Source organism: Flavobacterium palustre (genome assembly GCF_014639535.1).
GTDB lineage: Bacteria > Bacteroidota > Bacteroidia > Flavobacteriales > Flavobacteriaceae > Flavobacterium > Flavobacterium palustre.
In genome coordinates this window covers 113,732-133,037 of the sequence record NZ_BMGA01000009.1, presented here as the reverse complement: position 1 = coordinate 133,037, position 19,306 = coordinate 113,732, and the positions used below count along the sequence as shown (strand labels likewise).

The window sequence follows — 19,306 nt, the reverse complement described above, 5'->3', positions numbered from 1 at the left end:
ATTAGTATTCAGTTAGGATACTTGCAAAAATCTAAATTAAGAAATGAAAAAATATATAAATACAGGAAGTAAAGATACCCGTTCAGGTTTTGGAGTGGGAATGACTGAACTAGGTCAGAAAAATGAAAATGTAGTAGCACTTTGTGCGGATTTAATTGGATCATTAAAATTTGATGATTTCAAGAAAAACCACCCGGAGCGTTTTTTCCAAATCGGAATTGCTGAGGCAAACATGATTGGGATTGCTGCAGGTTTAACTATTGGTGGAAAAATTCCTTTCACAGGAACTTTCGCTAACTTCTCTACAGGAAGAGTTTATGACCAAATTCGTCAATCAGTTGCTTACTCTGATAAAAACGTAAAAATCTGTGCTTCTCACGCCGGATTAACTTTAGGAGAAGACGGAGCTACACACCAAATCCTTGAAGATATCGGTTTGATGAAAATGTTACCGGGAATGACAGTTATCAACACTTGTGACCACAACCAAACAAAAGCGGCTACTATCGCGCTTGCTGATCACCATGGTCCTGCTTACTTGCGTTTTGGACGTCCGGTTGTACCTAACTTTACTCCTGCTGACGAACCTTTCGTAATTGGAAAAGCTATCATGTTAAACGAAGGAACTGATGTAACTATCGTAGCTACAGGTCACTTAGTTTGGGAAGCTTTAATTGCTGCTGAGAAATTAGAAGAAAAAGGAATTTCTGCTGAAGTAATCAACATCCACACGATTAAACCATTAGACGAAGAAGCTATTTTGAAATCTGTAGCTAAAACTAAATGTATCGTTACTGCTGAAGAGCACAACTACCTTGGTGGTCTTGGGGAAAGCATTGCAGGTGTATTAGCTTTAAACAATCCTACTCCACAAGAATTTGTTGCAGTTAAAGATAGTTTTGGTGAGTCTGGAACTCCTGAGCAATTGATGGAAAAATACAAATTAAACAATCAGGCGATTGTTGAAGCTGTAGAAAGAGTTATCAAAAGAAAATAATTCAATTTCTGAAATATATTAAAAATCCCGTTTCGTAAGAGACGGGATTTTTTGTTTTATAATATCTTCATTAATCGAAATGAAATAATTTCTTTTTTTTTAACATATAAGAATATCAGTTTTTGACTCAAGCTTACATGACTTATATGTTTAAAAAATTATTGAGCATAAAGCAAAGACTGCATCACTTCAAAAGAAACACTTTCGTCTTCATTTACAAAATATTTCAACAAGACCTCACCCCACATTTTACCATCACTGTAATCAGCAATAATCCAACGGTGATTTAGAACTTTTACTTTATTAATTACAAACTTATTTGCTCCTATCTGATCCTGCCCTGTATAAGGATTTCCTTTTGGATTCGCATTCAAATCCATCAATTTTTCTTTTATTACAGGAATTAGTTTTTCGTAAGCTATTGTTTTATTGGCTACAGCCGAATCAAAATAATTCTGCGCATTTTCATTTTTTTCTAATGAAAAATAATTAGCATCGCTTAGTTGAGTAGTCATCAATGTTAGGCTGTCTCTCAACTTTTTTGTTGTTTTTTCGTATCTGTTTTGTTCAAACTTCACTTCATTACTTAAAAAAGAATAGGTAAAAACATTAATCAATACCAATAAAATAAAAGCGTAGAGCAGAAATGATTTTTTCATTGTAAAATTATTATAGTGTGATTTCTAAATTATCGTAGGCAAGGAATACATTTTCAGGAAGTTTTTGTTGCACTTCTTCATGAAATCCCATCACATGACTTATGTGTGTTAAATATGCTTTTTCGGGTTTTACCAGAGCAATAAATTCCAAAGCTTCTTCTAAATTAAAATGCGAAAAATGGGGTTCTTCGCGCAAAGCATTTACAACCAGAACTTTCAGATTTTTCAATTTTTCAATTTCATCCTCCTCAATGGTCTTTACATCGGTCAAATAAGCAAAATCATCTATACGATACCCAAAAACCTGAAGACCTCCATGTGAGACATTAACCGGAATAGCTAATTTATTGCCAATGGCAAAAGATTTGTTATTTTCTACTTCAATTATCTTTACTGAGGGTGCACCCGGATATTTATTGACTGTTTCAAAAACATAATCGAAACGCATTTTCATGTTTTCTATAACACGCTGATGGGCATAAATAGGCATTTCCCCTTGTCGGAAATTAAAAGGTCTGATATCATCCAAACCGGCTGTATGATCCGCATGCTCGTGAGTAAAAACAATCCCATCTACTTTATGACAATTTGAAGTCAGCATTTGTTGTCTAAAATCAGGGCCACAATCAATTACAAACGAATAATCATCCCAACGAATTAACACTGAAACACGCAGTCTTTTATCCTTACTGTCCAAACTTTTACATACAGGATGTTCACTTCCTATAACCGGAATTCCCTGAGAAGTACCTGTGCCTAAAAAATATACCTTCAAATCTTATTTTTTTCACAAAAATAGGATTATTTCTCTTTTATTCCCCTAGCTATTTAATTAACTTTGTGACATCAGGCAAATACATAAAATTAAACTAAAAAATGGGTAGCGAAATAAAACTAAAAGGAGACAGAGTCATTGCTCAGGTCCCTTCGATAAAAGACAAGGCACTACGTATCAATTTAAATGAAAATATTTATGGAACATTTGCCGAAATTGGCGCAGGACAGGAAACAGTAAGACATTTCTTTAGAGCAGGAGGTTCTTCCGGAACTATCGCAAAAGCCATGTCCGCATACGATAAAGACTTTAGTGATGCTGTTTATGGTGTTGAAAAAGACGGTCGCTATGTTACCGAAAACCGACTGAAGAAGATGCTCTCTCATGAAGTGGATTTAATTGAAAAACGACTGAACAGAGATAAGCATCCCAACAAAATGTTTTTCAGCTATGCCAATACGGTAGCCACAATCGACTTTGCCAAACAATTTAAAGGACACGGATGGGTAGGTATCAGTTACCAAATTGACCCTAACGAAGATTACAACGACATCATACTTCATATTCGTTTTAAAGAAACGGATGCCAAACTTCAACAGGAAACACTAGGAATTCTCGGGGTAAACCTAATCTACGGTGCTTTTTACAAATACGACGACCCTAAAAAATTATTACGCTATTTATACGATCATCTCGACAAAGACCAATTGGAGATTGACACTATCAATTTCTCCGGTCCCCGATTTGCCGATGTGGACAACCGTTTAATCAGTTTACAATTAGTAAAGAACGGAATGACCGACGCCGTAATGTTCAACCCAAAAGGAAAAAACATTCTCCCTGCCTCGGTTTTATACAAAAAAAATATCTTAGCTATTAGAGGAAGTTTCCGTCCGGTTACGAAAGTAAATATGGATATGTACGAGAAATCGATGCGTATGTTTCTCGAAGAAAATAAAGTAGATAAAGAAAATACCTTGGTTATTTTTGAAATCACCTTGTCCAACTTACGTTCGGATGGAGAAATCGACGAAAGAGATTTCATGGATCGTGCCGAATTACTTTGCTCATTAGGTCAAACGGTAATGATTTCGAACTTCCAGGAATATTACAAAGTAGTAGAATATTTTGCTAATTACACCAAAGCCCGAATGGGACTTGCCATGGGTGTCAACAACTTAGTAGATATTTTTGACGAAAAATACTATCGCCATCTAAGCGGAGGAATTCTGGAAGCTTTTGGTAAATTGTTCTTTAGAGACATGAAGGTATTATTGTATCCAATGATAGACGAAAATGGAGAAATCACAACTTCTGAAAATCTAAAAGTACATCCACGAATGAAAGAATTATACAAATTCTTTAAATTCAACGGAAAAGTAATTGATGTGGAAGATTACAACCCTGAAAACCTTAAAATATTCTCCCGTGAAGTCCTTAAAATGATTAACAACGGAATACCGGGTTGGGAATCGATGCTGCCAGAAGGAGTTTCTGAAATCATCAAAGAGAAACACCTTTTTGGTTACGACCCAAATAAGACTTTAGCGGAATAAAAGATATTGATTTTATAACTAACGCCACAAGTAGTTGCTATTTGTGGCGTTTCTAGTTTACTTCAAAATCTGAGCGGCGTGCTCTTTGGTTTTGACATTTTCAATGACCTCATCGATGATTCCGTTTTCATCAATTACAAAAGTCGTTCGGTGAATGCCGTCGTATTCGCGTCCCATGAATTTTTTAGGTCCCCAAACACCAAAGACATTAATAACCTCTTTATCTTCATCTGCCAATAAAGGAAAAGGAAATTCGTATTTCTCTTTGAATTTGGCTTGCGCTTTTGCCGAATCGGCACTAACACCTAAAAGCGCATAATTATTAGCCTGAAAGCGTTCAAAATTATCTCTTAAATCACAGGCTTCAGCGGTACAACCCGGCGTACTGGCTTTTGGGTAAAAGAAAACGACTAATTTTTTGCCTTTATAATCTTCTAATTGGTGCGGCTTTCCGTCCCGATCGCTCAGATATATCAACACAAAGTTAGCGCGGATTTGCAATCCGTGCCCACAACAGTGAGCAAATCGAAACACTTTATAGAGCTACTTGATGAGATTGCTTCGCCAGTTCGCTATCGATCATGCAATGTCATTAAGTTAAGCGTATTTTGTATCATTTCGACCAGAGGGAGAAATCACATAACGTGAACAACTTGTGTGATTCCTCATTCTTCGGAATGACAAAACAAGGTGAGTCTTCCTTAACTTAATGACATTGATCACTCGTGTCCTCATTCTTCGGAATGACAAAATTGGGCGTAATTATCCTCAACTCAAACATTACAACTGCTGTAACAGAGTAAAATTCTGTTTTTACCCTAAAGCCTAAAATAATATATCACACTATAATTCAAAACCTTACATATTTGGCAACTTAAAAATTTTTACATACCTTTGACGTTAGTATTAAAATTTAGTTTGTGTGATACAAAATTTCGGAGACAAAGAAACTGAGAAAATTTGGAATGGAATTCAATCCAGAAAATTACCTTCTGAAATTCAAAACGTAGCAAGACGTAAACTAAGAATGATTAATAATGCTCAAAATATAAATGACCTCAGGATTCCACCAGCCAATCATCTGGAAAAACTAAGTGGAAATTTATCTGGGTTTTATAGCATCAGAATAAACAATCAATGGCGAATTATTTTTAACTGGGAAAATGATAACGCTTCTGAAGTTCAGATAGTAGATTATCATTAAAAATGCAAATTATGGAAACATTAAGAAACATACATCCGGGAGAAATTTTAAAAGAAGAATTTCTTGAACCATTAGGTATTACAGCTTACCGATTAGCAAAGGAAACTTTTATTCCACAAACAAGAGTTGGAGAGATACTGAAAGGGAATCGCAGAATAACTGCCGATACGGCTTTACGATTATCAAAATATTTTGGTACAACTGCAAAATTCTGGCTAGGTCTTCAGGATGATTATGACTTAGAGGAAGAAAATATTGCCAAGAAAAAGGATTTTGAAAACATCAAACCAGCAACCCATAACGCAGCATAAAAAGCTAGGTTTAAAACCTTAATTTTTCGATTCTGTAACACTTAAAGTTTATACAAATATCAAAAACGCCACAAAAAAATCTCTTGTGGCGTTTGTAGTTTACTTCAAAATCTGAGCGGCGTGCTCTTTGGTTTTGACATTTTCAATGACCTCATCGATGATTCCGTTTTCATCAATTACAAAAGTCGTTCGGTGAATTCCATCGTATTCGCGTCCCATGAATTTTTTAGGTCCCCAAACTCCAAAAGCATTAATCACTTCTTTTTCTTCGTCAGCCAGTAACGGAAAAGGGAATTCGTATTTCTCTTTGAATTTAGCTTGTGCTTTTGCTGAATCGGCACTTACACCCAATAAAGCATAATTATTAGCCTGAAAACGCTCGTAATTATCTCTTAAATCACAGGCTTCAGCGGTACAACCCGGCGTACTGGCTTTTGGATAAAAGAAAACGACTAATTTTTTTCCTTTATAATCTTCTAATTGATGTGGCTTTCCGTCCTGGTCAACGCCAAAAAAATCGGGAGCCTTATCGCCTTTTTTTAATGTTATCATTTTTTGTAAGTTAGATGTTATGAGTTATAGGTTATGGGTTGTCTGTTGTAAAAATTAATTATTTGAAATTGTCATTGCTATTGATTTTTTGCCATTGCCATTGAAATTTCTTTACTTTACCATTCAAAATTAAACTAAAATGACCAAACAAGAACGGGTAACATTTGTTATAAATACGTTAAAAGAATTCTATCCTACTATCCCGATTCCGTTAGACCATAAAGATCCTTATACACTGCTAATTGCTGTTTTACTTTCGGCACAATGCACGGATGTACGAGTCAACCAAATTACACCTTTGCTATTTGCCAAAGCCGACAATCCGTATGATATGGTAAAAATGTCGGTGGAAGAAATTAAGGAAATTATTCGTCCTTGTGGATTATCCCCTATGAAATCAAAAGGGATTTACGGTTTGTCACAAATTCTGATTGAAAAACACGATGGTAAAGTACCTCAGAGTTTTGAAGCTTTGGAAGAACTACCTGCTGTAGGACACAAAACCGCCAGTGTGGTAATGTCACAGGCTTTTGGCGTTCCGGCTTTTCCGGTTGACACGCATATTCACCGATTGATGTACCGCTGGAATTTATCCAACGGAAAAAGTGTGGTTCAAACCGAAAAAGATGCTAAACGCCTTTTCCCTGAAGAATGCTGGAACGATTTGCATTTACAAATGATATGGTACGGTCGCGAATATTCGCCTGCTCGTGGTTGGGATTTAGAAAAAGATGTCATTACAAGAACTATTGGACGAAAAACGGCCTTAGACGGTTATAAAAAATAAATATGACTGTCCGCTATTTGTACTAATCTCTTTTTAGCCACGAATTCACTAATTGTGGCTGAATTAAATGTTCTGAAATTTCACAAATTCTAATTGAATTTGTCAATATTAGTGTAATCTAAGAATAATTTATAAAAGAGCAATTCGTGAATTCGTGGCTGAAAATGGAGCTTGGACTGTAAAGCGGATAGTCATAAAAATAAATCTCACTAACGCTAAACATTAGTGAGATTTACCAAACAGCCAAACCGGCTTAATTAATTTGCAATAATTTCAAAACTATTATCCGCTAGTTTTATCATGTGAAGCGCTTTTGAGTAATTCAAAAGAAAAGTAATCACTTCTTTTTTAGGTTTCATTTGTGTAATAAGTTGATTTTTTTTAGAGTAAATTTTTGCCATGCTGTACTTTTTATTAATTGGTTAGAATACAACGCAGCTACTATTGAAATATTGTTTAGTTGGTTAAAATAATTTGATGTTTATCAATTACTTTTCGCAAATTCATTAGTGCATAACGCATTCTACCCAGAGATGTATTGATACTTACTCCTGTAATTTCTGAAATTTCTTTAAAGCTCATGTCTTTGTACATTCGCATTACCAAAACTTCTTTTTGATCTTCAGGAAGTTCTTCGATTAATTTTTGCAAATCCATTTCAACCTGATTAGCAATTAACTGATTCTCGATAGTTAGCGCATCATCGGTCATGATGGAAAAAACCGAAAACTCCTCGGTTTCACGATACAATGGCATTTTTTTGTTCTTTCTAAAATAATCAATAATCAGATTGTGCGCTATACGCATCACCCAGGGAAGAAACTTTCCTTCTTCGTTATACGAATTAGACTTTAAGGTTTTAATGACTTTGATAAAAGTGTCCTGAAAAATATCATTAGCAACATCTCTATCGGATACTTTTGAATATATAAAACCATAAATTTTAGATTCGTGTCTTTTGATTAAAGTAGCTAAGGCCTCTTCGTTACCTGCCACATAATCCTGTACCAACAAGGCATCGGGAATTTGAATATTAGCTATCATAGTAATACTTTTTAGTATGAGTTAAATTGGGGTATTTTCTAAAAAGTAATTTTATACTATAGGCGCTTCTATTTTTGAGGTGATTAATTCTTCAAATTTAACAAATAATTGTCTTGCTTGGTAAATAAATTTCACAAAAATTAAACCAAAAATAAAGTTTTACAATATTTTATAGAATATTATTTTTCTTTTACAACATTTCAACTTAAATTTTAAAAAACCGAAACCTTACTGCTTTTACTCACCATTTTTTTTTTACTGATAAACCCTGATGTAATCTATTTTAAACTCTTGTGGAAAAATAGCATCATCTACTTCCGGACCGCCAAAATTCCCTCCTATAGCCACATTAACTAAAAAATAAAAAGGCTGATTATAAGGCCAAACCGCTTCTGTTTTATGCTCCGGATTAAAACTATAAACCAATTGATTATCCACATAAAAATCAATTTTATCCGAATTCCAATCTATGGCATACAAATGAAATCCTTCTTCAATCGTTTCTATTTTAGTTTTCTTTGTATTAATTGTATTGCCGTGACTGTCCTGAGTATGCAGCGATGTGAAAACGGTATTCGGTTCTTTGCCTACATATTCCAGAATATCAATTTCCCCACATTTAGGCCAGCCCACCTTATCAATATTAGCCCCAAGCATCCAAAAAGCCGGCCAAATTCCGGAACCAACAGGCAATTTAGCTTTGGCTTCAAAATAACCGTACTTAAATTCCTTTTTCCCCTTAGTTGTAATTCTGGCGGAGGTATATTTTTCGCCGTCTTTTTTAGCTGTGATTACTAAAAATCCGTCCTTTAATTGTTGGTTTTCTTTAGCATAAAGTTGCCGTTCGTTATTGCCCCAACCGCAGTTGGGGCAACCATCACCTAATTCAACATTCCAATTAACCAAATCCAATTCTTTAGATTCAAACTGTTCTTGCCACACTAATTTTTTCCCTTTTGGCTGAGCCAAAACAAACGTACTAACGAAGAGTAGTATTAAAAATTTATTCATGTCTTCTTATTTTAAATATTGGAAATCATTCTCTAAAGTTTGCACTGAATTTCCTCCCACAAAAACTTTAAAATCTCCCGGCTCTGCTTCCCACTTGGATTGGGCAGTAAAGAATTCAATTGTTTTTTTATTGATTGTAAAATTTACTCTTTGAGACGCACCGGGCTGTAATTCAATCATTTCAAATCCTTTCAATTCTTTTACCGGACGGGTTACAGAAGCAATCAAATCCCGGATATACAATTGCACCACCTCTTTTCCTGTATATTTACCCGTATTTTTCACGGTAACACTCACTTCAATCTGACCATCACCGGAAAAAGTATTCTGACTTAAACTTAAATCAGAATATTCAAATTGAGTGTAACTCAAACCATAACCAAAAGGATACAAAGGCGTATTTTTTTCATCAATATAATGGGACCAAAAAACGCTATCGGGTTCTGTCATCACAGGTCGGCCTGTGTTTTTATAATTGTAATAAATAGGTACCTGCCCCACATTTCTTGGAAAAGTCATCGGTAATTTTCCACTCGGATTGTAATCGCCATACAAAACCTGAGCAATAGCATTTCCGCTTTGTGTTCCCAGATGCCAGGCTTCCACAATAGCCGGAATTTTTTCATCTGCCCAAGGAATTGCCAATGGTCGTCCATTATTCAACACCAAAACTATATTCGGATTCACTTTATATACTTCTTCTAACAACTCCTGCTGCACTCCCGGCAATCCAATATCGGTTCTGCTTCTTCCCTCTCCTGATTGCAAGCCGTGTTCACCTAAGGACATAATCACTACATCAGCCGTTTTAGCAGCAGCTATGGCTTCAGAAAATCCGCTTTTGTCGGTAGTATTGATTTTTGTTTCCCAAATAAATTGGGTTCTGCCCACAGTTACATCTGCGCCTTTTGCATAAGTCAATTGGTTGCCTTTGTACTTTTGCAATCCTTCTAACAAAGAAACCGCCGAATTATCATCGGCTGCAATGCGCCAACTTCCCAACGGACTGGTTTTATCGTTTGCCAAAGCACCTATCACCACAATTTTTTGTCCTGATTTTTTAAGCGGCAATAATTCTTTTTCATTTTTCAAAAGAACAATTGACTTTTTGGCCATTTCCAGAACTCCTTCCTGAAAAGCAGCTTTGCCTACTGTTTCTTTCTCGTAATTTTCATCACAATACAAATATGGATTGTCGAATAAACCCAACTCAAATTTGACTTTCAATATGCGTCGGGCAGCATCATCAATGGTACTTTCCTGAACTTTTCCTTCTTTTACCAAAGCCGCTAAATGCGCCACATAAGCACTGGATTCCATATCCATATCCGAACCTGCATTAATTGCAATTTCGGCAGCCTGCTTGCTGTCTTTGGCAAAACCATGAGGAATCATTTCGTTAATCGAACCCCAGTCAGAAACCACAAAACCATCAAAATTCCAATCGGATTTCAGGATTTTTCTTTGCAAATAGGCATTTCCAGTAGCCGGAATCCCATTCAGTTCATTGAAAGAATTCATAAAAGTACGCACGCCGGCATCAGCAGCTGCTTTAAATGGAGGAAAAACGATATTTTGCAAAGTAGATTCGCCAATATCAACCGTATTATAATCTCTTCCTGATTCGGCAAAAGCATAACCGGCAAAATGTTTGGCACAAGCCAAAATAGTATTTCTGGCTTTTAAATCGTCCCCTTGAAAACCTTGCACACGGGCAATTGCAATTTGACTTCCTAAATAAGGATCTTCTCCGGCACCTTCCATTACGCGTCCCCAGCGGGCATCACGGGAAACATCTACCATAGGGGCAAATGTCCAGTTGAGTCCAACGGAAGCCGCTTCTTCCGCAGCAATAGCAGCTGATTTTTTTATTTCTTTTAAATCCCAACTGGCGGCTTCGGCTAACGGAATAGGACTGATGGTTTTATAACCATGAATAACATCAAATCCAAAAATTAACGGAATGCCTAATCGGGTTTCTTCGACTGCAATTTTCTGTAAAGCTCTTACGTCTTTTACACCTTTTACGTTCAGCATCGAACCCACCAAACCATTTTTTAAATCGGCATATTTCTTAGCTGCCTGACCTTCTTTGGGCGTAGGCCCTGTAATTTCCCAAAAACCATTGTATTGATTGAGTTGTCCAATTTTCTCCTCTAAAGTCATCAATTTCAAAACAGAATCGACTCTGATTTCCAATTGATTCTTTGAAACAAAAGCTACTTTAGGCTGGATTATTTTGGAACTACAACTCCATATTGCAATGGTAATGAAAACAAATGACATTGTTTTTATTACGCTCATTTTCTGTATATTTTGAATTAAAAGGCCGAATGAAACCGACCTTTTAATTGTATTTCTAATTTCATTATTGGTACACTCTTACATAATCCACTTCCATAGACGACTGGATAAATGTGGAATCAATGGTTCCTCCGAAATTTCCTCCCATAGCCACATTCAAAATCATAAAAAAGTCTTTATTGAAAGGCAAACTACCGTCATTATTGACCGTATGAAAAAGAACATCGTCCACATATATTTTTACCGATGCCGGACTCCAAATTGCTTTGTAAACATGAAATTCTGAAGAAGCATTAGTAATTGTTGTGGTATTTGTATTCGCATTACCACCAGAACGTCCCGGATAATGTAAAGTCCCGTGAATTACATTCGGTTCATTTCCTTTATGTTCCATTATGTCGATTTCACCACAAGCGGGCCAGACATTGGTTGCATAATCAGCACCCAACATCCAGATAGCCGGCCAGGTTCCGCCACCAATAGGTAATTTAGCTCTAACCTCAACTTTTCCATAAGTAAAATCAAATTTACCTTCGGATTTTAATCTGGCAGAAGTGTAGCCTGAACCTACTTTTTTAGCGGTAATTTTTAAATTTCCACCAGCAACAATTACGTTGTCGGATGCATTAGTATAGCTTTGTGCTTCATTATTACCCCAGCCATCAGTACCGGTTCCTAAATCGTAAGTCCATTTAGTGGCATCAGGAGCACCATCAGTATTGAATTCATCTGACCAAACTAAATTGGTATAATCTGCAACTGCTTGTGTTGGCTTAGTCGTCACAAAAGTATGGTACCAGGCTATTGCCGGATTTCCACCCATAATAGCTCTCACCACCATTCTATTTGCAGTAATTGACAAAATTTCATAAGTACTTTGTCCAATATAATAGCCCATAAAGCCTCCATCAGAAATAGTCATTTGAGTCCCTCGGGTTTGCGTAGCCGCATTTGGATTATTTAATATTACCGACTCAGACGGACTTAACGAAACTGTTTTTGTTCCAGTAGCAGCATAATTCAAACATAAATCTTCACTTCCTGAACCACCGGCAACATTTAAGAAAGCCGCATTAAAAAATGTTCTGCCTCCGTTATCCAAACTGAATTTCAACTGATCTCCATCTAAAGAAAAAGTCAGTACATTATCATACAAACAACTACTATTAGCCGAACCTGCTTTTTCAAATGCTGCTGCCTGATACCAAAATCCATAATAATTTTGAGTAGCATCGGTACTATTAGGTCCTACTCCTAAATGTCCAACTTCAGAAGCTGAGAAATACCATTTTTTAGAACTTCCGCCTGTTAATAAAGCTACCGCTTCATCGTCACTGAAAGTACTTAACACCTCAACATCTACTGTTGTATTGGTTGCAACACCTCCTTTACCGGATGCAATTACAGTAACGGTATAAGTATTAATTCCGGTTTTAGTAAAACGTTTTTCGTAAATACCGTTTGGCGCATTTTGCGAAGTTCCATCGTTAAATACAAACTTATACGAAATAGCATCATCTGCTTTCACCATAAATTTTACTTTTCCGCTTCCATCGCCATAAGGTTCAGCATTCGTTTTTCCTATTATTTCATACTCTATCTCTATGTTTGTAGGACTTTCTAATGCACCAAAAGCATAATCGTCTTTGGAGCAATTGACCATCAGTAACAAGGTAAAAATGGCAATTGTGCTTCTTAATATATTTTTCATCACTTGTGTTTTTAGTTAGATTGTTTGATGTCATCAAAATAATAGGTCGTTCCAGTCCCGTTTACACCAAAATCAGGAAATAAAATAACCCTGTCATAAGCATTAACAGTATTGAATGCTGCGGCAGTAGTCAAATCAAACGTAAGTACCTGCCATGAATTAGCCACGGTTGTTGTAGCTTCTACCTCAACAAAAACCGTTGGATTACCATTTCCGTCTTTTGGAGAGGTTGACACTTCCATTTTGAATAAAATCTTTGCTCCTACTTTTGGCGACCAAACATTCACTTTTACCTTAGTCCCTTTTGTAAAATCAACCTTAGTATCCAAATTCAAACTGGCTCCAGCCCAAACTTGTGCACCTGAAGGTTTCTCAATTTTCACTACTTTATTGGATAAATTATTACCCGATTTATCAGGATTAATAATAACCGATGCCGGAATTGCTCCAAAATCAGCTGCTCCAAAACCTGCCCATGGATACGTAAGTGTTGTAGATTCAAAATCAATAGGCATTTCGATTAATGCAGAAGGAGTTTTATAGAAATAAATATTATCAATAAAAACACTTCCTCCCGCCCATGGTGTACCTACAAATTTTAACTGAAAAATATCCGCTACCGTTAATCCCTGACTTGTGAAAGCTGAAATTGGAATATCGATGCTTGTCCATTGGTTTGCCGTTAAATCCCTTACAACCGGTTTTTCACCATTGGTTTTACTGATTAAAGAAGTTTCTATTTTTTGCAAATCAGCAGTCCAAACATCCATGTGAATGAATTCCATTCCGGAAACATCAATAGTTGTTCCGTCAGCCAATGCAATTCCCTGATAACTCAATTTAATATAGTTGAGCATTTTATCGCCGTTTAAGTCAAACTCCGTCCAGCTGCTTCCCTGACTTCCTTGCCCCCAATCCGGGAAATAATTAGTTCCTGCAACATTGGTATATTTTGAACCATAAATAGAAATTACATCAGCCGCTTGTCTGTTAGGCGGAGTTGGAGCCGAAGTAAAAGGCTTATTAACAACGGTTACCGTAAACTCTTGTGTGAATTCAGTAGTTTGAATCGCTGCACTTTTAGAAACCACTCTTATGGTATAAACTCCCGGATTTTGATAGGTATAAGAAACTGCATCACCGTTATTTGCTGATACCGGATCCGGTTTTCCTGCTTCGCCAAAATAAACATCATAAAATAGTGCATAATCAGCTGTTGCCGTCACATTCACTTTTTTAGAAACCTGCAAATCATTTTCAATACTAACAACTAAATTTTGTGGTGCTTTAAAAGAAACTACGACTTGCTGAGTTACTTCCGTTTTTTTCCCGTTTAAAGTTGTTCCCACAATTTTAGCGTTGTAAATTCCCTCTCTGTAAACATGATCCACTGTTTCACCTGGATTTACATAAGCCGGAGCTGTGGTTCCATCGCCAAAATATATTTCGTATAAAGTTACTCCTTCACCTTTAGGCAAGAAAGTCACTTTCCCTGTATTATCCTGCGTTACAGTAGTTAATGCTGAAATATTGGTTGGAGCACCAAGAGCATCCAAATCTACCAGATCATTCTCCGTTGAACAGCTAAAAAGTATAGCTGCCACAATAAGACTTGTTATATATATTATCTTTTTCATTGTACTAATTATTATAGTTAGGATTTTGCTGCCAGTTTCCGGCGGCAAATTGAATCTCTTCAATTGGAATAGGAAATAATTCGTTTTTATTAGCCGTAAATCCCGGAATTTCCTGAGCTGCTTTTCCTGTTCGAACCAAATCAAAGAAACGATGTCCCTCTCCTACTAATTCCACTCTTCTTTCTGCCCAGATAAAATCAGTCAATGCTGCTCCCGATGCTGTAATATCATGGTTGTTATCACCAAAGGCACGACGACGTACTTCATTTAGATATCCTCTGGCTTTGGCATCATCAGCTCCTTCTGTTCTTCTGTTAAAAGCCTCTGCTGCCATTAATAATACATCAGCATAACGAATGGCTCTGTAATTATTAGGATTCGTCAAATTCAAATCTCCTGCTGCCGAAGTACTTCTTTTTCTTGGAATGTATTTTCGATTATAATAACCGGTATGCTCATATCCTTCATCATAAGTGGCTCCTGTTTTTAAAGCCCAGTCTTCAATGTCTAAAATAGCAACCTCCTTGCGTTTGTCTCCCACTTCGAAAGCATTAGCAATTTTAGCAGTAGGAACATTAAAACTAAATCCGGAAGTAAATAGAGTACCTGAATAATTTCTGGGACCATTAAAACCTACCGCTACGTTTCCTTCACTACATTGCAAACAACCAAATCCGGCTCCTTCAACATCTGTATATTGAATTTCAAAAACAGATTCAGAACCATTCTCTCCTTCGGCTTCAAAAATAGAATTATAGTCCGCTACCAATGAATACTTATTCATTCCAATAAGGGCTTCTAAAGTTGTGGCTGCATCTGAAAATTTATTTTGATACAAATAAGCTTTCCCTAATAAAGCCAAGGCTGCTCCCTTGGTTGCTCTTCCTGTCTGAGAAGCGGTAGCATTTAAATTTGCGGCAGCATAAATTAAATCGGCTTCAATACTGGCGTACACCTCTGTAACCGGAGAACGGGGAATCACTTTTTCGTCGCCAATTTTAAAACGCGCATCTCCTTTTAAAGGAATGGCTCCAAACCATTTTACCAATTCAAAATGGTAATAAGCTCTTAAGAAACGAGCTTCGGCAATAATTTGTGATTTGCCTTCAAAATCGGTTTTGTTTTGGAATTCTAAAATATAATTCGCTCTGCTAACTCCGGCAAACATCCAATTCCAAACATCTCTCAAATTGCTGTTTACAGGAGTATGAATCATATCATCGATTTGCTGAAAACCAATCACATCCGTTTGGCTTTCTCCCCCGGCAAGGGTATTATCAGAGGCAATTTCGCCCAAAATTACGTTGACATAAGAAGACTGTAAAGGATCATAAGCTGCGATTAAGGCGTTTTCATAATCGGTTTTTGAATTGAAATAATTTTCAGAATCAATGGAATACACCGGATCTCTATCGACAAATTCATCGCTGCACGAAACAGTAAGCATGGAAAAAAGAGCTACTGTAGCAACTACTATATAAATGTGATTTTTCATCTTAATTGGAATTAAAAATTAATATTTAGCCCTAATAAATAGGTTCTTGGAATTGGGTAAAAACCATAATCGATTCCTCCTCCAATTGGAGCTCCGTTGGATGCTCCGGGATCAAATCCTTTATATTTAGTAAAGGTGTAAAGGTTATTGACTCCGGCATACAAACGTACTTTGCTCATAAAAGCTTTTTCGGCTATTTTAGGATTTAAGGTATATCCTAATTGAATATTTTGAATTCTCAAATAAGAAGCATCTTCTACAAAATAATCAGAGAAAACATTGTTTGCAGTAGCTCCCGTAGTGACTCTTGGAACACTATTACTTGTTCCCTCTCCTGTCCATCGGTCTAAAACATAATTCAAACGATTGGCATCTGATAAGGTTCTTTCGTAATTTCTTACCATATCATTGCCTACAGAAGCAAAGGTGTACAGTGCAAAATCGAGATTTTTATAATTCAGCTGTAAATTGAATCCCATGGTTGCATTAGGGATTGGATTTCCAATATTGGTTCTGTCATCAGTATTGATAACTCCATCGTTATTTACATCCACAAAACGAATGTCTCCCGGAGCTGCATTAGCACCTAAGGCAATTTGGGAAGGATGTGCCTCTATTTCAGTTTGATTTTGGAAAACACCGTCTGTTTTATAACCATAAAAATAACCTATTGGCAAGCCTACCTGCATTCTTGACGGAGCAGGTTGTCCTACACCAAAAGCTCCTCCTTCAATAAATCCGGTTCCATTATTAACTTCTAAAACTTTGTTTTTCAAAAAAGTAACATTGTAACCCACACTCATATCGAAGTCGTCAGAGAATTGATTTTTATAATCAACCGCAAACTCCAGTCCTGAATTGCGTACTGTTCCTGCATTGACTGTTGGTGCAGAAGAACCCGGTGCATTATTTCCAGTAACTCCCGAAACCGGAATATTTGGAATTAATAAATCTTTGCGGGTATCAATAAAATAGTCAGCTACAATGGAAACTTTATTAGAGAATAATTTCATATCCATACCTACATCAAATTTTCTGGCTTCCTCCCATTTCAAATTAGGATTGGCAATTTGACCTATGGCTCTTCCGTTAGCTAATACACCATCAAAAACATAAGTTGCTTCACCGGTTAACAAACTCACATAACCATTATTTGGAATCTGGTCATTTCCCAGTGTACCGTAACTGGCTCTTAACTTCAGGAAATTGATTTTTTTGTCTTCACCAAAAAAGCCTTCGTCAGAAATTACCCAACCTCCGGTAAAAGAAGGAAAATAACCTACTTTATTTCCCGGACCAAATTTGGTTGAAGCATCACGTCGTAACATAGCGGATAACAAATACTTTCCTTTGTAATCGTATTGCATTCTTCCAAAATAAGAAAGTCGTCTTTCGTCATAATTGTAAGAGCTATTCGTTTTTGCTTCTAAAATTCCTGTGGTCAATGAAATATCCGCAAATTCCCAGGAATTATTAGGCACATCATATCCAGTAGCAAAAATACCATTTCCCCATTCTTTGAAAATGGTATTTCCTAATGTGGCCACAAAATTATGATCCTGGATTTTTTTAGTATAAGTGGCAAAAAGGTCAAAAGAATAGTTATTGTCGTTTACGGCTCCCTGATTTACCGAACTTCTGTTGACATCAAATACTTTTCCTCCATAACTGATTTGTTTGGCAAAATCTTTTGATTTACTGTTCGAAGTATTGAATCCCATGGAACTGGACATTACAAAACCATCAAATAATTTGTATTCCAATCCAAAATTTCCATTAATTTTCTTGAAACTATAATCGTTATACGTATTGGCTATTTGTGCCAACGGATTGATAATTTCATTTCCTAAACCAGCAGTATTGGGTACTAAAGTAAAGTTACCGTCATTATCATAAGGACTTAAAGTAGAAGGCACATTTAAAGCATTGAACAACACCGAACCTAAGCCGTTTTCGTTTAAGGATTTACGATTAAAATAAGTATAAATCACATTGGTTTTTAACTTCAAATTATCAGTTACATCCGCATTTAAAGCCACACGGGCGGTGTTTCTTAAAAACCCTGATTTCTTTTGACCCACAATACCTTCCTGATCGATGTGAGATCCGCTTACTGCATAAGATATTTTATCGCTTCCGCCTGAAATAGACAAATCGTGATTGATAATAGGAACTCCGGTACTCATTACCTCATCCTGCCATTTTGTGCCTTTCCCTAATCCGCTTACATTAGGATAGGGCAAGGCTCTTCCTCCATTGGCATAGCTTTCGTTCAATAACAAAGCGTATTCAGTAGCATTGAGTAAATTCAGTTTTTTAGATGCTTCCTGAAATCCTGCATAGGTATTGTAAGCAACCTTGGATTTAGAATTCTTTTTTCCTGATTTTGTAGTTACTAAAATCACACCGTTAGCTCCAATTGTTCCGTAAATGGCTGCCTGAGCATCTTTCAGCACAGTAATGGATTCAATGTCATTTGGATTCAACAAGCCTAATTCTCCCACATATCCATCAATAATGGTTGTAGGACGGTTTTCTCCATTGGTAGCTATACCACGGATTCTAATATCCAAAGCTGCTCCGGGAGAACCTGATTGAGTAGTTACATTAACCCCCGAAACGGTTCCTTGTAAAGCTTGCTCAATTTTGACCGGTTTTAGAACTTCAAGTGTTTTACTATCTACAACAGCTACCGCTCCTGTTACTTCGCGCTTTTTCTGACTTCCGTAACCTATAACAACTACTTCGTCCAGCACTTTTGCATCCTCCATAAGAGTAACACTCATAGCGGTATTAGATCCCGTCACTTTATATTCAAATGTTTTATAACCTATAAAAGTAAAAACCACAACTGATCCGGAGGGAACTCCTTTTAAAGTAAACTTCCCGTCAAAATCGGTAGTGGTACCTTTAGTGTCATTTTTAATTTGAATGTTAACTCCCGGTATAGATAAGCCGGAGTTGTTTTCTTTTACAATTCCTCCAATGTCAAAACTTTGCGAAAAACTCAAAGTAGAAAACATCAGAAAAACAATTAATAGATAATTTGATTTCATATGGTTTGTGTTTTTTATTGTTAATTATAAAATTATAACCTTAAAACGCTGATTCATCAAAAACAACCCCTACAAAAAACATACAATAAAAATAAAAACACTTTTATTTACAAATAATTCAATAAAAATGCGAAAAAACAAGAAATACCGAAACCTTAATTTTTTATTAAAAAACATAAAAAAACCACAATATTTAGCCAATGTTGT

Annotated in this window: 17 protein-coding genes; 5 read left to right on the top strand and 12 right to left on the bottom strand. The window is 36.3% G+C overall.

The genetic code is table 11. From position 1 onward, the window contains the following. Positions 1–43: 43 nt before the first annotated feature. The gene (locus tag IEV84_RS15030; protein ID WP_066325169.1) at positions 44–997 is read left to right on the top strand and encodes a transketolase family protein; all 954 of its coding nucleotides are present in this window, start codon (positions 44–46) and stop codon (positions 995–997) included. A 158-nt stretch (positions 998–1,155) separates the two neighbouring features. Here IEV84_RS15030 and IEV84_RS15025 read toward each other — a convergent pair whose 3' ends face one another. Further along, the gene (locus IEV84_RS15025; RefSeq protein WP_188495386.1) at positions 1,156–1,656 is read right to left on the bottom strand and encodes a hypothetical protein; all 501 of its coding nucleotides are present in this window, start codon (positions 1,654–1,656) and stop codon (positions 1,156–1,158) included. A 10-nt stretch (positions 1,657–1,666) separates the two neighbouring features. Continuing rightward, a complete protein-coding gene (locus IEV84_RS15020) occupies positions 1,667–2,431 on the bottom strand; it encodes an MBL fold metallo-hydrolase (RefSeq protein ID WP_188495384.1) in 765 nt (254 codons plus the stop codon). Positions 2,432–2,532: 101 nt separating this feature from the next. Here IEV84_RS15020 and IEV84_RS15015 point away from each other — a divergent pair, with 101 nt between their 5' ends. Continuing rightward, complete coding sequence (locus IEV84_RS15015; RefSeq protein WP_188495382.1) at positions 2,533–3,987, top strand: TonB-dependent receptor; 1,455 nt, start codon at positions 2,533–2,535, stop codon at positions 3,985–3,987. Positions 3,988–4,044: 57 nt separating this feature from the next. Here the strand turns inward: IEV84_RS15015 and bcp (IEV84_RS15010) are convergent, their stop codons facing one another. Continuing rightward, a complete protein-coding gene (gene bcp, locus IEV84_RS15010) occupies positions 4,045–4,467 on the bottom strand; it encodes a thioredoxin-dependent thiol peroxidase (RefSeq protein ID WP_229732706.1) in 423 nt (140 codons plus the stop codon). 442 nt (positions 4,468–4,909) lie between these two features. On the opposite strand from bcp (IEV84_RS15010), the gene IEV84_RS15005 reads away from it, so the two are divergent. Then, the gene (locus IEV84_RS15005; RefSeq protein WP_188495381.1) at positions 4,910–5,191 is read left to right on the top strand and encodes a type II toxin-antitoxin system RelE/ParE family toxin; all 282 of its coding nucleotides are present in this window, start codon (positions 4,910–4,912) and stop codon (positions 5,189–5,191) included. A gap of 11 nt (positions 5,192–5,202) precedes the next feature. Next, on the top strand, positions 5,203–5,502 hold the full coding sequence (locus tag IEV84_RS15000; protein ID WP_188495379.1) for a HigA family addiction module antitoxin: 300 nt from the start codon (positions 5,203–5,205) through the stop codon (positions 5,500–5,502). Positions 5,503–5,601: 99 nt separating this feature from the next. On the opposite strand, the gene bcp (IEV84_RS14995) is transcribed toward IEV84_RS15000, so the two are convergent. Beyond that, the gene (bcp, locus tag IEV84_RS14995; protein WP_188495377.1) at positions 5,602–6,054 is read right to left on the bottom strand and encodes a thioredoxin-dependent thiol peroxidase; all 453 of its coding nucleotides are present in this window, start codon (positions 6,052–6,054) and stop codon (positions 5,602–5,604) included. A 139-nt stretch (positions 6,055–6,193) separates the two neighbouring features. On the opposite strand from bcp (IEV84_RS14995), the gene IEV84_RS14990 reads away from it, so the two are divergent. Beyond that, positions 6,194–6,841 (top strand): endonuclease III domain-containing protein, encoded by a 648-nt coding sequence (locus IEV84_RS14990; protein ID WP_188495375.1) that lies wholly within the window; start codon positions 6,194–6,196, stop codon positions 6,839–6,841. Between the two features lie 257 nt (positions 6,842–7,098). Here IEV84_RS14990 and IEV84_RS14985 read toward each other — a convergent pair whose 3' ends face one another. The 8 genes from IEV84_RS14985 to IEV84_RS14950 all read right to left on the bottom strand — a co-directional run bounded on the left by IEV84_RS14985 (position 7,099) and on the right by IEV84_RS14950 (position 19,099). Then, positions 7,099–7,242, bottom strand: coding sequence for a hypothetical protein (locus tag IEV84_RS14985; protein ID WP_188495373.1), 144 nt, complete (start codon positions 7,240–7,242; stop codon positions 7,099–7,101). Positions 7,243–7,297: 55 nt separating this feature from the next. Continuing rightward, the gene (locus IEV84_RS14980) at positions 7,298–7,882 is read right to left on the bottom strand and encodes an RNA polymerase sigma factor (protein ID WP_188495436.1); all 585 of its coding nucleotides are present in this window, start codon (positions 7,880–7,882) and stop codon (positions 7,298–7,300) included. Between the two features lie 258 nt (positions 7,883–8,140). After that, the gene (locus IEV84_RS14975; RefSeq protein WP_188495371.1) at positions 8,141–8,896 is read right to left on the bottom strand and encodes a glycoside hydrolase family 16 protein; all 756 of its coding nucleotides are present in this window, start codon (positions 8,894–8,896) and stop codon (positions 8,141–8,143) included. A 6-nt stretch (positions 8,897–8,902) separates the two neighbouring features. Continuing rightward, on the bottom strand, positions 8,903–11,200 hold the full coding sequence (gene bglX, locus IEV84_RS14970; RefSeq protein ID WP_229732705.1) for a beta-glucosidase BglX: 2,298 nt from the start codon (positions 11,198–11,200) through the stop codon (positions 8,903–8,905). A gap of 64 nt (positions 11,201–11,264) precedes the next feature. Further along, positions 11,265–12,911, bottom strand: a complete 1,647-nt coding sequence (locus tag IEV84_RS14965) for a glycoside hydrolase family 16 protein (RefSeq protein ID WP_188495369.1) — start codon at positions 12,909–12,911, stop codon at positions 11,265–11,267. Between the two features lie 11 nt (positions 12,912–12,922). Next, entirely contained in the window at positions 12,923–14,548 is a 1,626-nt protein-coding gene (locus tag IEV84_RS14960) for a hypothetical protein (protein WP_188495367.1), read from the bottom strand. A 4-nt stretch (positions 14,549–14,552) separates the two neighbouring features. After that, positions 14,553–16,043: a RagB/SusD family nutrient uptake outer membrane protein gene (locus IEV84_RS14955; protein ID WP_188495365.1), complete on the bottom strand. Its 1,491-nt coding sequence runs from the start codon at positions 16,041–16,043 to the stop codon at positions 14,553–14,555. 11 nt (positions 16,044–16,054) lie between these two features. Then, positions 16,055–19,099 carry a SusC/RagA family TonB-linked outer membrane protein gene (locus IEV84_RS14950; protein ID WP_188495363.1) on the bottom strand — a complete coding sequence of 1,015 codons (3,045 nt, stop codon included), beginning with the start codon at positions 19,097–19,099 and terminating at the stop codon, positions 16,055–16,057. Positions 19,100–19,306: the final 207 nt, after the last annotated feature.